The following is a 14,388-nucleotide window of genomic DNA, read 5'->3' as shown; positions in this document are numbered from 1 at the left end:
TGTACTCCTCGGTGAGCGGGTCTCAGGCGCCGGCGCGGCGGGCGGTGATCCGCTGGGCGAAGCCCTCGCCGACCTTGGTGGCGGCGGCGGTCATGATGTCGAGGTTTCCGGAGTACGGCGGCAGGAAGTCGCCCGCGCCCTCCACCTCGACGAACACCGCCACGCGCGCGAGTCCGCCGCTGACCGCGGTCGGCTCGTCGAACTGCGGCTCGGTGCGCAGCCGGTAGCCGGGCACGTAGGAGGCGACCCGGGCGACGGTGTCGTGGATCGACGCGGTGACGGCGACGCGGTCGGCGTCGGCGGGGATCGCGCAGAAGACGGTGTCCTGCATGAGCATCGGCGGCTCGGCCGGGTTGAGGATGATGATGGCCTTGCCCCTGGCGGCTCCGCCGATGGTCTCGATGCCCCGGCCGGTGGTGAGGGTGAACTCGTCGATGTTGGCGCGGGTGCCGGGCCCGGCGGACGGTGAGGCGACACTGGCGACGATTTCCGCGTAGGAGACGTCGGTGACCCGCGAGACGGCGTGCACCATCGGGATGGTGGCCTGTCCGCCGCAGGTGATGAGGGAGACGTTCGGCGCGTCCAGGTGGTCGCCGAGGTTGACGGCGGGTACGACGGCGGGGCCGATGGCGGCCGGGGTCAGGTCGATGGCCTGGATGCCGAGTTCCGCGTACTTGGGTGCGTTGGCCCTGTGCACGTAGGCGGAGGTGGCCTCGAAGACGAGGTCCGGCCGCTCGGCGCCGGCCAGCAGGGCGTCCACTCCGTCGGCACTGGTGTGCAGGCCCTGGTCGGCGGCGCGCTTGAGGCCGGGGCTCTGCTCGTCGATGCCGGTCATCCAGCGCGGCTCGATGACCTCCGAGCGCAGGAGCTTGTACATCAGGTCGGTGCCGATGTTGCCGGAGCCGACGATCGCGGCGGTCGCCTTGGTCACTGTTCTCGAACCTCATCCGAATCGAGGGAGGGGGCGGGAAGGGAGGGCGGGGAGGGAGGGCGGTCAGCCGTCGTAGGTGACCCTCAGCCGGTCGCTGACCGGGCGCGCCTGGCAGGCGAGGACGAGTCCGTCGGCGAGGTCCTGGGCGTCGAGGACCTCGTTGCGTTCCATGGCCACCTCGCCCTCCACGAGGACGCAGGCACAGGCGCTGCAGGCGCCCTCCCGGCAGGAGTAGGGCGCGTCGAGCCCGGCTTCCAGGAGCACGTCGAGGAGTGGTCTGCCCCGGGGCCAGTCGACGGTGCGGCGGACGCCGTCCAGCTCCACCTCGGCCGTGCTGACGGGACCGGCGGTGTGCGGTTCGGACCCGGTCTCGCTCGCGGGCCCGCTCTCCGACCCGCTCTCGGGCCCGCTCTCCGGCGGCGCGAACGGGTCGCCGGTCAGCGAGGTGAACCGCTCGACCGTGACGCGGTGCGAGGGCACACCCAGGTCGGTGAGAGCGCCCGTGGCGAGGTCCATGAACGGGCCGGGCCCGCAGACGAAGGCGGGTCGACCGGCGTACGGCCCGGCGAGGGCGCGCAGACCGGATGCCGTGGGCCGGCCCTGGACGGACTCCAGCCAGTGCAGCACGGTCAGCCGGTCACCGTACTCCCTGGCCAGCGCGGCCAGTTCGTCGCGGAAGATCACGGACCGCTCGTCACGGTTGGCGTAGACGAGGGTGACCGAGCCGGTCCCGGCGTGCAGCGCGGAGGTGAGGATCGACATCACCGGGGTGACGCCGCTGCCGGCGGCGAACAGCAGGAAGTCGCCGTCGAGGGAGTCTGGGGTGAAGGTGCCCGCGGGACGCAGCACCTGGAGGGTGTCTCCCTCGGTGACGTGGTCGCAGATCCAGTGGGAGGCGTAGCCACCGGCGGTGCGCTTGACGGTGACCTTCGGCAGTTCGTCGCGCATCGGGGAGCTGCACAGCGAGTAGCAGCGTGCGGCCCCGCCGGGGCGCTCGGAGGGCACCCGGACGGTGAGGAACTGGCCCGGACGGTAGGTGAACCGCTCCCGGTCCTCCTCGGCGGGCTCCAGGACCAGCGAGTGCGCGTCGTCCGTCTCTCTGATCACCTTGACGACTCGTACGGTCAGCGGCCCGGGGGTCATGGCGCGTCCCCGGCGACGACGGACTCGGTGCGGGCGGCGGCCGCGTGCCGGGCGGCGATGTAGCCGAACACGATGGACGGGCCGATGGTGGCGCCGGGGCCCGCGTACTCGTTCGCCATCACGGACGCCGAGGTGTTGCCCGTGGCGTACAGCCCGTCGATGGCCGAGCCGTCCTCGCGCAGGACGCGGCTGTGCTCGTCGCAGACGAGGCCGCCCTTGGTGCCGAGGTCGCCGACCTCGATGCGGATGGCGTAGTAGGGGGCCTTGTCGATCTCGTCGAGGTTGGGGTTCTTCAGGGTGGGGTCGCCGTAGTAGCGGTCGTAGGCGCTGTCGCCGCGGCCGAAGTCGGCGTCCTCGCCGGCCCTGGCGAAGCGGTTGAAGCGGGCCACGGTGTCGGCCAGCGTGTCGCGAGGCACTCCGATCCTGCCCGCGAGTTCCTCGATGCTGTCCGCCCGGTGCACGATGCCGTTGTCGTAGAACGCCTTCGGGAACGGCAGACCGGGCAGGACCTGGGCGAAGGGGTAGCGGGCGCGGGCCTTGGCGTCCATCACGAACCAGGCGGGGACGTGTCCGCCGGCGAGCTGGTCGTGGACGAAGTTGACGTACGGCGAGGACTCGTTGGTGAAGCGCCTGCCGTCCCCGGAGACGATCACCGACGGCGGGATGCACCGCTCGGAGACCAGGGGGATCGTCGCCCCGGACGGGTGGTGCACGGACGGCATCCACCAGGCGTCGTCCATGAAGTCGACGGCGGCTCCGAGCGCCTGGCCGGCCGTGATGCCGTCGCCGACGTTCTCGACCGCGCCGGCGCTGTGGTTGTCCCGGCCGCCCTCGGGCAGGTACTTCTCGCGCATCTTCGTGTTGTGGTCGAAGCCGCCGGTGGCGAGGAGCACGCCGTGCCGGGCGCCGACGCGTACGGTGCGGCCGTCTCGGGTGACGACGACGCCGGTGACCCTGCCGTCGTCGTCCACGACGAGTCCGGTCATCGGGCTGCGCAGCCAGACCGGTACGCCCGCGTCCTTCAGCGCCATGCGCATGCGGGCCACCAGGGCCCGGCCGCCGGTGGCCATGTGGCGGCGGCGGACCACGTTGGACGAGACCCGCCAGGCGGCGACGACCGAGGCCCAGCGTCCGCGCCAGGTCCGCTTGACCATGGCGAGGTCCCGGTAGTCCTTGGCGGTGATCCACAGGCCGAGGGGGCCCTTGAGGCTGTTGGGCCGCTGGTACTTCTCGTCCGCGCCGAGCTTGCGGGTGTCGAAGGGCAGCGCCTCGACGGACCGGCCGAGCGGGCGTCCGCCCTCGTACTCGGGGTGGTAGTCGGCGTATCCCCTGACCCAGAAGAAGCGCATCCAGCGGTTTTTGCCGAGCAGTTCCATGGCGGCCGGTCCCCGGTCGACGTACGCGTCGAGCCGGGCGTCCGGTACCCGGCCCTCGGTGAGCCGGTCGAGGTAGCGGCGGACGGAGTCGCGGCTGTCGTCGTGGCCCCTGGCGCGCAGGGTGGGGTTGTTGGGGATCCAAATGCCGCCGCCGGAGATGCCGGTCGTGCCGCCGTACATCGCGCCCTTCTCGACCACGACGGCGGACAGGCCTCCGTCGGCCGCGGTCAGTGCGGCGGCCATGCCGCCACCGCCGCTGCCCACCACGACGAAGTCGAACTCCTCGTCCCAGGCCGACCCGTCCCTCTGCCCGTTCCCGCCCTGCCGGGCGCCGGCGCTCATGCCGCGTCCTTGCGGGTGAGGAAGGCGAGGACCGCGCTCTCCCAGGCGGCCTTCTGCTCGATCATCACCCAGTGCCCGCAGTCGGGGAAGACGTGCAGCTCCGCGTCCGGGATGGTGCGCATCGGCAGGATCGCCATGTCGACCGGGCTGACCCGGTCGTCGCGGCCCCAGGTGAGCAGGGTCTTCGCCCGCAGCCGGTGCAGCATCGCCCAGTACGGCGCCTCGTCGGAGGCGGCCGCGGCGGCGGCCCGGGCCGCGAAGGCCTCGCTGCCGTACATCATGCGGGCACTGGCGAGGGTCTCCGGGTCGGTGGCGTGCGCCCAGCGCTCCTCGATGAGCTCCTCGGTCACCAGTGACCGGTCGTACACCATGGAGTCGAGCCAGCGCACGAGGCCCTCGCGGGAGGGTGCGTCGGTGAACTCGGTGAGAAGGTTGATGCCTTCGCCGGGCCCGGGGCTGAACAGGTTCCGGCCGATGCCTCCGATCGTCACCAGGCGGCGCGCCCGGTCGGGGTGGTGGAGCGCGAACCGGGTGGCGACGATGCCGCCCATCGAGTTGCCGATGACGTCGACCTGCTGGAGGCCGAGCCCGTCCAGGAACCGGGTCACGGACGAGGCCGCGGTCGCCATGGGGTGCCCCTCGGCGGGGTCACTGACCCCGAACCCGGGGAACTCCAGCACGAGACAGCGGAAGTGCTCGGCGAACGTGGCCAGGTTGTCGCGGTAGTTGCGCCAGCCGGTGACCCCGGGCCCCGAGCCGTGCAACAGCAGCAGGGGCGGACCGTCGCCCGCCTCGTGATAGCGCAAGACGCCCTGGTCGGTCGCGAGTTCACGCAGTGTGGAGTCGTGGCTCAGCTCCGTCATCATCCCTGCCCTCGGTTGACCTCGGTGGTCGGTGGTCCTGGTGACCGGCGGCTTCGGGTGGCCGCCGGCTGCGGGCGGCCACGGGTGCCGTGTGATCGGTTCCTGGACGGTAGTCACGGCGTGCGGGGCCACGCGGTGGGCGTCTCGGTCAGCGGGACGCACGCCAGGACGGCAATGCCGGCGCGGTCGGCGGGTTCGGGCCCGCGGGCGGTTCCACTCATCGGGAACGGGCACCCGGTGCGATCGGCCGGTGTCCTAGCTTCGGCCCCCTGCCCGCTCCCGGGCACATCACCGCACCGTCCCCCTCGAGGTGAATCCGATGACCGCAGAGTCCCTGTCCCCGCCCGAGGCAGCCGAGGAGACCGAGCCGACGCCCCTGCGGATGCGGAGTGTCATGGGGTCGTTCGCGTCCGGGGTGACCGTGGTGACGGGACTCGGCCGCGACGGTGCTCCGGTCGGTTTCGCCTGCCAGTCGTTCGCGTCCGTCTCCCTGGAACCGGCCCTGGTCCTGTTCTGCGCCGATCACCGGGGACGCGCGTGGCCGAGGATCAGGGAGTCGGGGCGGTTCACCGTGAACATCCTGGCCGCCGAACAGGCGGATCTGTGCGGCCGGTTCGGGTCGAGCAGGGGCCGCAAGTACGAGGGCCTGCACTGGGAGCTGTCCCGGTGGGGGACGCCGTCGCTGCCCGGCGTCCTGACCCGGGTGCACGCCGACGTGTACGACGTGCACGGTGCGGGCGATCACGATGTGGTGGTCGGCCGGGTCCTCGCCCTGGAGACCGTCGCCGACCGGGAGCCGATGCTCTTCTTCCGCGGCGGCTTCGGCGTCGAGAGTCCGGCGGCGGCGGTCTCGGCTCCCGACGTGTGGGGGTGGGGCGACCACTGGGGATGACCGGACCGTGCCGGCGACCCGGTGGCCGACACCGTCCCGGCGACCCGGTGGCCGGCACCGTCCCGGCGGCCCGGTGGTCGGGGCCGTCCCGGCAGCCGGGTGGGCGCCGGCTTCGGTCCCGTCCGGGCCACGAGAACCGCTCCGGGCGTCCGCCGGCACCGCTACTGCCAGTCGCCGTACTGCCCCGTGGCGAGCAGGCGGTCCATGGCCTGCGGGGACCACGTCTCCTCCGGCACGGCCGCGGTGCGACGCTCCACCCTGACCGGCATCTCCCTACGGGGAAACAACTCCTGGGAAACCTGCCGTGCCGCGTCCACCACCAGCGGGGCCGCCTTCTCCAGCGGTGACCAGGCGTCCCCCGCCAGGGAGATCGCGGCGACCGGCCCGTCGGGGCCCCGGACCGCCGTGGCGGCGCACGCGATGTCGGGGAAACACTCGCCGCGCTCGAAGGCGAGCCCGTGCCGGCGCCTGATGCGGTTGAGTTCCTGGTGCAGTGTGCCGAGGTCGCAGATCGTGTGCTGGGTCAGTCGGCCGATGGACTCGCCCGCCCTGGCCTCGACGTCCTCCGGTTCGAGCCAGGCGAGCATGGCTTTGCCGAGCGCCGTCGAGTGCGCCGGTGCCCGGCCTCCGACGCGGGACGGGACGGTCGCGGCGAACCGGCCTCCGACCTTGTCGAGGTAGTAGACCTCCGCCCCGTCCAGGACGGCCAGGTGAACGACGAGGCCGGTCCGGATCTGCAGTTGGTGCAGCCGGGCGGCGGCGACCTCGCGGATCCTGCTGTGCGCCCCGTCCCCCCCACCGAACCCGAGAGCGCGGCGCCCGAGTCCGTAGCCCATGCCGGTGTGTTCGAGCCAGCGCAGCCGCACCAGTTGATCCAGTATCCGGTGTGCGGTCGACCTGGGCAGCCGAGTGCACCGGGCCACTTCCTCGAGGGACAGCCGGGCAGTACGGCCCTCGAACAGATCCATGATGAGCGTCACCCGCTCGACCATCGATGGCGGCAACTCTCGACGGGCCGGCGCGTGCGCGGTGGGAAGGCCATCGACAACCGTCATGGGAGCCTCCAGTCACAGACTGAAATGAATTCTTGTTTTCCGGAATCTAACAGCGCACCGAAGGCAGGAGAAGAGCTGCGCACCGGCTCTTTCGAAGCGGGACGGCCCGGCCGCCCGGCCCAGGGCTCACCCATCGCGGCGGCGGTATTGGCAGGAGATCGGGCGCGGGCCCGGATCAGGCCAGCAGCTCCCGTGCGATGGCCCGGGCTTCCGTGAGCAGGCTCCGGCCATGGACCCCGTGGTGGGCGAAGGCGCCCTCGAGGAGGAGGAAGAGGTGGCGGGCGAGACGGTGGGGGCCGTCGGCGGCGGGACGGTCCTCGGCGATCAACTCACCCAGGCGCCGTTCGACAGCGCCCTTGTGCGCACGGATCACGGCGAAGGCTGGGTGCTCCACGGGCAGTTCGGCGGCCGCGTTGAGGAAGGCGCAGCCGCGGGTGCTGGTCAGGGCGTCCTCGGTGTAGACGTCGAAGAGAGTCAGGGCGCGAGGCGCCGGGGCGCCGGCCAGGCGTTCTTCGAGACGCTGCCACCAGTCCGTGTGACGTCGCCGGAGGTAGGCGACGACCAGGGCGTCCTTGGAACCGAAGTTGTTGTAGAGGGTGCGTTTGGTCACGCCGGACTCGGCGGCGATCATGTCGACGCCGACGGCGTGGATGCCGTGCTCGTAGAACAGCCGGGACGCCGTCGCGAGGACGAGACGGGCGCGCGGGGTGAGCCCCGGGGCCTCCACGAAGTGCGGGGCCCCGGTGGCACGGGAGGCGTCACGGCGGTCCGCCGACCGGCTTCGGTGCTGCTCCACGCCCTGCCTCCGCACTCCGCCGTTTTGACTTCCACTGATCCGTATACCTAGCCTGCCAGGCGAATTACACAGACCAGTGTAGCCAGGTGGCGTCGAGTGCGCTCCGCCACCGACAGTGCGAGGCCGAGTGCTCGGGGGCGGGGTACGGCCGGGCCCGCACGGCTGCCGAGCGAAGGGAATACGTGTGGCCGCCCAGTCCGCAACGAAGCCGGGAGCGAATCCCGTCACCGCAGCCTGGCGAAGCCTGAGCAAGCCGGTGTTCCTGCCGGCTCTGGCGATCATCGTCGCCGCGCTGGCCTTCGCCACGTGGTACGGGTCCGCATACGGAGCGGACGCGCAGAGCGCCTTCACCGAGCTGCGGGACGGTATCGGCCGGACCATCGGCTGGTGGTACGTCCTACTGGTCACCGTGTTCGTGGTGTTCGCCTTCTGGGTGGCGTGCTCACGGGCGGGCGCCATCCGCCTCGGCCGGGACGACGAGCGCCCCGTGTTCTCCCGGTTCGCCTGGTTCGCCATGCTGTTCTCGGCGGGCATGGGCATCGGGCTCGTCTTCTGGGGGGTGGCCGAGCCGCTGACCCACATGATGTCGCCGCCGGAGATCGCCGGTGTGGAACCGGGCTCCGCCGAGGCCGGCCGTTTCGCGATCGGCGCCGCCCTGTTCCACTGGGGCCTGCACGCCTGGGCCATCTACGCCGTCGTCGGCCTGGGCCTCGCCTACATGTCCTTCCGTCGTGGTCGCCCGCTGTCGATCCGCTGGCTGCTGGAGCCGGTCTTCGGCCGCAAGCTGATCGAGTCCTGGGTCGGCCACGCCATCGACGTCTTCGCCATCGTCGGCACCGTCTTCGGCGTCGCCACCTCGCTCGGCCAGGGCGTGCTGCAGATGCAGGCCGGCCTCGCCCACCTGGGCTGGTTCCAGCCCTCCAAGGGACTGCTGCTGGTCCTCGTCGTGATCGTCACCGTGGCCGGCACCATCTCCGTCGTCACCGGTCTCGACAAGGGCGTGCGCCGGCTGTCCAACGCCAACATGAGCCTCGCCGCCCTGCTGGCTATCGCCGTCCTGCTGATCGGCCCGACGGCCTTCCTCTTCCAGTCCTTCGTACAGAACTCCGGCGAATACCTGCAGACCCTGCCGAAGCTCGCCCTGGTCACCGGCGCGGGCGCGGACGACGGCTGGACCCTCGGCTGGACCCTGTTCAATCAGGCGTGGTTCCTGAGCTGGGCACCGTTCGTCGGCATGTTCATCGCCCGCATCTCGCGCGGCCGCACCATCCGCGAGTTCATCTTCGGGGTCATGCTGGCCCCCACCCTGATCGCCGTCGTCTGGTTCACGGTCTTCGGCAGCACCGGCATCCTGGAACAGCTCAAGAACGGCTCGATGGTCGGCGAGGGCGGCTCGGTCGACACCAACACCACTCTCTTCACCCTGTTCGAGCAGCTGACCGGCGGGTCCGGCATGGCCGTCGTCCTCTCCGTGGTCGCACTCCTGGTGATCACCCTCTTCTTCGTCACCTCCTCCGACTCGTGCGCGCTGGTCATCGACGTCCTCTCACACGGCGGCAGCACCGAGACCCCGCGAACGACACGTGTGTTCTGGGCCGTGATGATCGGTGTCGCCGGCGCGCTGCTGCTCCTCGCGGGCGGCGAAGCGGCCCTGACCGTGCTCCAGGTCAGCTCCATCGCCAGCGCCGCTCCCCTCTCGGTCGTCTACGCCCTCGCCGTCGTCTCGATGGTCCGGATGTTCCGCCACGAGATCGCGATCATGCCGCGCTTCGTCCGCGTCCACCCAAAGGCCAGCCCCACAGCGCTCGTCTCGGCCGCCCGCGAGAAGGTCCGGGGCGAGGACGCCCGAAGCGAGGACACTCGAAGCGAGGACTCCCCTGGCGAGGAGGACCTGGAGCGTGACCTGCGCGCGCTGCTGCGTGCCTGGCACGACGGCGAAGGAGCGGGAACAGCGGGAGAGACCGGAGGAGCGGGACGAACCGGTGGGTCGGAAGGAGCGGCCACCCGGCGACGGCCCGTCGCCGCCCCGGACGGGACACCATCGCCGGCCCCGACGCCCACGGCCGTCCTGGACCAGTCCGCGGGGGCCTTCGCCCCTCCCGCCGCGCCGGCCGCCGTCGACGCCTCCCCCGACCGTCCGGTCCGTGTCCTCACCGTCCTGGACGTCCCCGCCTACGCCACCACCGTGGACACCGCCACGGGTGCCGTCGAATGGGACGAGACGGCGATGCCCGGTGATCCGATCGAGGGCGAGGTCTTCGACACCCCCGAGTTCGCGTCCTCCGCGGCCGGGGTGGAGGAGCGCACGGCCCGGCTGCTGCGCGTTGCCGCCGCCGGTGACGGCCCGGCCGACTGACCCACCCGGACCCGATTCCCGCGCGCCCACCGGCCCCCACCACAAGGCCGACGCGCAGCCCGAAGGCGCCTCCTCCTCAGGGGGCGCCTTCGCCGGTTCGGCGGGCGAGAAGGCATGCCAAGCCGCTCCACGAGCGCTGCGCGACATCCGGCTCGCCGGCCCTGATCCGCAAGGCCGGACGCCGCCGGCTGATCAGCCTGATACGCCCGAAGGCTCGGCTGACGGCCGAGCGGCTGGTCGAGGACATCTTCACCGCGATCGACGAGCAGACCGTAGTCGTCCCCGGCACGGACGCAGCCGCCCACCTCGCCCCCATGGGTTGACGAAACCCACAGGGCCCCCGAGACCCTGGGCATCACGTCACGTGGCAATGCGTGTGGGACTACGCGGGATCCAGCACGGGCCTCGCGGGGAGCCCGCCGTTCTTCTCGCAGCGCAGTTCCTTGGCCATGGCCAGGGAGAAGGAGTGGGCCACGGTCGCGTAGGCGTCCTTCAACGCCTCAACGTCGCCCTCGGGCTCCGCCGGCATACCCCAGCGCTCCACGCCGATGGCGACGTGAGCCGCGTTCGTCGAGTTGGGAAACCTGTCGCTCCGGCACGCGAACAGGACCGACGCCCTGTTCGCCGCCGCCAGAGTCTCCTCCCCCATCGGCAGCACGGTGAAAGCCGAGGCCGGAGTTCCCGTCGTGTCGCCGTCATCCAGCCCCCAGGTGACTCGGACCGCGAAATCCGGCGTACCGTCGGCCGTGTAGATGCGGCAGACGTCGTCGCGCCCCCCGGTGGGGGCCGGAAACGCCTCGACGAGGTCCGTCGCGGCCCGCGCGACGGTGGACTTCTCCGCCGTCGTCCCGAACCGCGACGTCCCTGTGATCACCTTCAACGCCTTGGACGCCTGGGCGGACACGGCGTCGCCACCGCACAGTTGCGTCCCCACCACAGCCTTGTCGGCCGCCTCCTCGTCTCCGTCCCCACCACAACCGGTGGCCCCGAGACACAACACCCCGGCCACCGTCGTGGCGAGGAGCCCAACGCGCACCGGCCTACGATTGATCACTATCCGCATCCTTACGTGTCCTCGGCCGCCGGCCTCAGCCGGTCTCCGGGCGGTTGCCCTGCTGGTTCTCCCGGTCGTTGCCGACCCCGTAGCCGATCAACATCGATTCGCGAAGGTCCTGCGCGAACGTACTGTTCCGGGGATCCGGGACGTGCCGCTGCAGAAACTCCTCCATCGGTGCCTCGGCCAGGACCTCACCGGCGGAGAAGACCGCCAGTCTCTCCTCGTCGGAGAGCTCCTCCACCTTCTCCTTGTGCTCGTCCACCGATTGGCCGGAGATGTCGCCGACCATCTGGCCGATGAACTGCTCCGCGGCACCACCGGCGGTATCGGTCGCCAGCGGGACGAGCACCGCGGCCGCGCCCACGGCCGCGGTCGCGGGCAGGAAGGCGACGCCCGCCGCGATGCCAGCCGCGGCCCCGAACTCGACCCAGCCCGCCCGCTCGGCGACCGCCTTCTCGTAGTCCTCGTGGGTCTTCAGGTTCGTCGCCTCCACCTGGTCGGCCCGGGACTGGTCGAGCATGCCCTGCACCTCGGCGCCTACGCGCACGGTCGCCCTGGCCCTGGCCTCGACCTCCTCGGTGATCCTGCCGTCCGGGCCCACTGCCCCTTCCAGCGCGCTGCGGGTGTAGACCTGTTCCGCGGTCGAGACCGTCGCGTAGGCGTCCGGGTGCTGGCCGAGGGTGCTGAGGAAGCCCCGGACGACGCTCCGCCCGTTCCCGTCCACCGTGTCCGCGAAGTCGAGGTGCCCGTCCGGGTTCCTGCCCGGCGCGAACACGCTGTTCGGATCGTTCTTGGCCAGCGCCCAGTTGATGTCGTCGATGTAGCCGGCGCCCATGACGCCCAGGCTGTCGGCCATCGCCTCGTGGCGCTCCTTGAGGAGACCCGGGTCATCGGCGTACTTCTCCATGACCTTCTGCATGACCGCGGCGTTGTCCTCGTCCCGCACCACGCCGGCGTCCGGGTGCCCCGCCGGATAACCGAGGGTCGCGGCCTCCAGGGCGTGGCCGAGGGCATCGGGCATGTGGTCGAGCGACGCCTCGAGCTCCTTCGGGTCGAGCGAGTTGACGTCGGCGAAGGACTCCCACTTCTCGTGGGTGAAGAAGTCGAGGTAGTTGTCGATCACCTCGCCGCCCTTGTCCTTGCCGAGGTCGGCCGTGGCGTCGTGGTTGACCGTACCGTCCTCGTTGTACGCGGTCGGGGGGTCGGCGAAGAACTTCTTCGCCGCTTCCGGACTGTTGCCGAGCGCCTCCAGCATGGCGGTGGCCGGGTCGTACCCGGCGCCGTTCACTCCCGAGGGGTTGTAGGGGTTCTTGAGCCAACTGTTCACCATCTTGGTCTCGGCGAACAGGCCTGGGTCCTTCTGGTGCAGTTGCGCCACGTGTTCGGCGATCGGGTTGAGGAACTTCGCGTCGTAGTTCCCGTACCGCATGATCCCGCCGAGCAGCTGGTATCCGAACGGCCCGCCGGCATCGTGCTTGGACAGCGCAATGTGCTCCGCACCCAACTTGCGGAGCTCTGGGCCCCACTTGTCGGTGAACTCCTTGTCGTGGGAGGCGGTGGCCAGGTTGAGGCCGAGGTTCTTCTGAAGCTCCTGGACGTCCTTGAGGCGCTCGGAGTCGACCTTGCCGTACTCCTGCGTGTCCATGGCGAGCTGGCCGAAGAACGCGAGCGACTTCTCGGGGCCGAGCTTCTCGTAGAAGTTCTTGGCGAACTCCTTTGACGAACCGTTGTCCTTCAGCAGTTCGTTGAGCTGCTGAAGTTCCTTGTGCGTGAGGTCCCCGCCCCTGGCCGCCAGGGCGGCGGCACGGGCGGCCTCCTCCTGGTCCAGCTTCGTGTACGTGGGAGCGCCGAAGTCCTTGCGGTCGGTGACGTTGGCCTCAAGGGTGTTCTTGAGGGCGACGTCGGTGTCGTTGCAGTTGTCGACGATGAGGTCGATCCTCTTCTGCCACGACTCGATGTTCTTCTTCTCCTCCTGGAGGAGGTCGCTGTAATCGGGGTCGTGCCGCGCCGCGGGGATCTCCGACAACGGCTTCCGCGCCGAGACCTTGCCCTTGCCGTCCACGCGGATGCCGGCCGCGGGCCCCTCGTGGTCCCGGATGTTGACCAGGTCGTCCTTGGCCTTCTTGATGGCCGCGTAGCCCTCTTCCAGGATCCGCTTCACACCCTCGGCCTCGGCCGCGGCGTCCGTGAACTCCTTGACCGTCTTACCGACGAACGCCTTGGTGACCCCTGCGTTGACGCCCTCCCAGGCCGCCTTGCCCGCCTTGGCCTTCATCCCGTCGGCGGCGTCGGTGGCGAGCTCGTCCAGCTTCCCCGCCATTTTCGACCAGTCGTCGGCGGCGGCCTTCAGCTTCGCCACCGGGGCGTCGATGATGTCCTCGTACGTCAGCATGCTGCGCGCTCCCCCGAGCCCTATTTCATGTATTCCGTGAGCACGGAGATCCGGGTCAGATCTCCCTCGACCTTCGCCTCGTCCTTGGCGTGCCGGGCCTTGCTGTAATCGAGGTGATTCGAAATCTGCGCGCAGGCGTCCAGCAGCGTCTTCAGATGGGTCTGCCAGAAGTCGTGCACCTTCAGCACGGCCGAACCGCTCACGAAGTTCCCGTTGGTCAGCGCCGTCGCCGCGTCGAACGTGGAGGCACGGGCGATGTCGCCCTCCTTCCCCAGCCGACCCAGCAGGTCGTACGCGTCATTGCCGATAGCGCCGAGGTCGTCCCGGTTGACCACCAGGTCCCTCCCACCACCGCCTCCGCCGCCTTCGGCCGGGATGCTGTTGATCCGCATGGCAGTCCGCTCGGCCGCCGCCGCGCGCAGTTCGGCCCATTCCTGCTCGAACGTCACGAATTCCCCCAAGTCCATCTGGGCAGGCCACTCCACCGTGCTCCCGCGGCCACCGACCTGATCACCCGTCTCTTGTATCACCATCTCCCCGGGTGTGGCTGGCAGTTGGCGCCCCGGCGCCCGGACGACAGTGGTCGAATCCCAGCAGCGCCGGGCCCCGCGGACCGACCCTCCCGGCCGGCCAGGCCGAAGAAGAACTCGACGGCCGTTCTCCCGCGTCCGGTGTAGCGCCGAAGCTCGCCGCACTTGTTCAGTGCGACCATCTCGACCGGCCGCGTGTCCGGCCAGTGCTCTGACCGGGAAGGTTCACCTGAGGTCCTCAGCTTCCTGTCGAGCGACTCGGTACCTGCGACGCCGCCAGGTACTCGCCGTACGCCGACGACGCCCCACCTCCCGCGAGATCGCCTTCACCAAGACCGAAGCACACGTCAGGGGAACCCGTACGGCCGCCGAGCAGCTCGGCCTGTGACTCACGGCGTTCACGCCGCCTGGGACCCGTCACCGGATCGACTCCACGCCGCGTCAACCACCTGGCGTACCGATCACTCCTGTGTGTTACGGCAATGTCCAGCCAGGAGGACGATGACGTCAGTCGGGCCAAGGCATGGCACCCAACGGCCAGGTCGGCCCGAACATGCCATTCGCGCCCATTTCAACAAATGATCCATTAATTCGCCCCTTTAGGTGCCTTTCCTTCCTCCGATGATGTCTGTGCACCGTCCCCCACAGGAAAGGC

At 70.5% G+C, this 14,388-nt stretch carries 11 protein-coding genes and 1 pseudogene; 3 read left to right on the top strand and 9 right to left on the bottom strand.

Features of this window, described 5'->3' with window-relative positions:
- Nucleotides 1-22: 22 nt before the first annotated feature.
- From ABEA26_RS09280 to ABEA26_RS09265, 4 genes are all read right to left on the bottom strand, one after another.
- A complete protein-coding gene (locus tag ABEA26_RS09280; protein ID WP_425587806.1) occupies nt 23-877 on the bottom strand; it encodes an acetaldehyde dehydrogenase (acetylating) in 855 nt (284 codons plus the stop codon).
- A 117-nt stretch (nt 878-994) separates the two neighbouring features.
- The gene (locus ABEA26_RS09275) at nt 995-2,074 is read right to left on the bottom strand and encodes a 2Fe-2S iron-sulfur cluster-binding protein (RefSeq protein WP_345590927.1); all 1,080 of its coding nucleotides are present in this window, start codon (nt 2,072-2,074) and stop codon (nt 995-997) included.
- Nucleotides 2,071-3,792 (bottom strand): FAD-binding protein, encoded by a 1,722-nt coding sequence (locus ABEA26_RS09270; protein WP_345590925.1) that lies wholly within the window; start codon nt 3,790-3,792, stop codon nt 2,071-2,073. The genes ABEA26_RS09275 and ABEA26_RS09270 overlap by 4 nt, the downstream gene beginning before the upstream one ends.
- Complete coding sequence (locus tag ABEA26_RS09265; RefSeq protein WP_345590924.1) at nt 3,789-4,655, bottom strand: alpha/beta fold hydrolase; 867 nt, start codon at nt 4,653-4,655, stop codon at nt 3,789-3,791. The genes ABEA26_RS09270 and ABEA26_RS09265 overlap by 4 nt, the downstream gene beginning before the upstream one ends.
- Nucleotides 4,656-4,974: 319 nt before the next feature.
- Here ABEA26_RS09265 and ABEA26_RS09260 point away from each other — a divergent pair, with 319 nt between their 5' ends.
- Complete coding sequence (locus ABEA26_RS09260) at nt 4,975-5,547, top strand: flavin reductase family protein (RefSeq protein ID WP_345590923.1); 573 nt, start codon at nt 4,975-4,977, stop codon at nt 5,545-5,547.
- Between the two features lie 161 nt (nt 5,548-5,708).
- Here the strand turns inward: ABEA26_RS09260 and ABEA26_RS09255 are convergent, their stop codons facing one another.
- Complete coding sequence (locus ABEA26_RS09255; RefSeq protein WP_425587805.1) at nt 5,709-6,602, bottom strand: IclR family transcriptional regulator; 894 nt, start codon at nt 6,600-6,602, stop codon at nt 5,709-5,711.
- Between the two features lie 175 nt (nt 6,603-6,777).
- Nucleotides 6,778-7,398 (bottom strand): TetR/AcrR family transcriptional regulator, encoded by a 621-nt coding sequence (locus ABEA26_RS09250; RefSeq protein WP_345590921.1) that lies wholly within the window; start codon nt 7,396-7,398, stop codon nt 6,778-6,780.
- Nucleotides 7,399-7,582: 184 nt separating this feature from the next.
- Here ABEA26_RS09250 and ABEA26_RS09245 point away from each other — a divergent pair, with 184 nt between their 5' ends.
- Nucleotides 7,583-9,754 carry a BCCT family transporter gene (locus ABEA26_RS09245; protein WP_345590919.1) on the top strand — a complete coding sequence of 724 codons (2,172 nt, stop codon included), beginning with the start codon at nt 7,583-7,585 and terminating at the stop codon, nt 9,752-9,754.
- Nucleotides 9,755-9,903: 149 nt separating this feature from the next.
- Nucleotides 9,904-10,068, top strand: a pseudogene (locus tag ABEA26_RS09240) (IS110 family transposase); the annotation flags it as partial.
- Between the two features lie 68 nt (nt 10,069-10,136).
- Here ABEA26_RS09240 and ABEA26_RS09235 read toward each other — a convergent pair.
- The 3 genes from ABEA26_RS09235 to ABEA26_RS09225 are packed head-to-tail and all read right to left on the bottom strand — an operon-like array spanning nt 10,137 to nt 13,652.
- Entirely contained in the window at nt 10,137-10,817 is a 681-nt protein-coding gene (locus ABEA26_RS09235; protein WP_345590917.1) for a hypothetical protein, read from the bottom strand.
- Between the two features lie 25 nt (nt 10,818-10,842).
- A complete protein-coding gene (locus tag ABEA26_RS09230; protein ID WP_345590915.1) occupies nt 10,843-13,203 on the bottom strand; it encodes a DUF6571 family protein in 2,361 nt (786 codons plus the stop codon).
- Nucleotides 13,204-13,223: 20 nt separating this feature from the next.
- Nucleotides 13,224-13,652, bottom strand: a complete 429-nt coding sequence (locus ABEA26_RS09225) for a hypothetical protein (protein WP_345590996.1) — start codon at nt 13,650-13,652, stop codon at nt 13,224-13,226.
- Between the last annotated feature and the right edge of the window lie 736 nt (nt 13,653-14,388).

This window comes from Streptomyces marokkonensis (assembly GCF_039539045.1).
In the GTDB taxonomy this organism is placed as follows: domain Bacteria; phylum Actinomycetota; class Actinomycetes; order Streptomycetales; family Streptomycetaceae; genus Streptomyces; species Streptomyces marokkonensis.
Note: the sequence above shows the minus strand (reverse complement) of the source record. Positions and strands in the feature narration are given on the sequence as shown.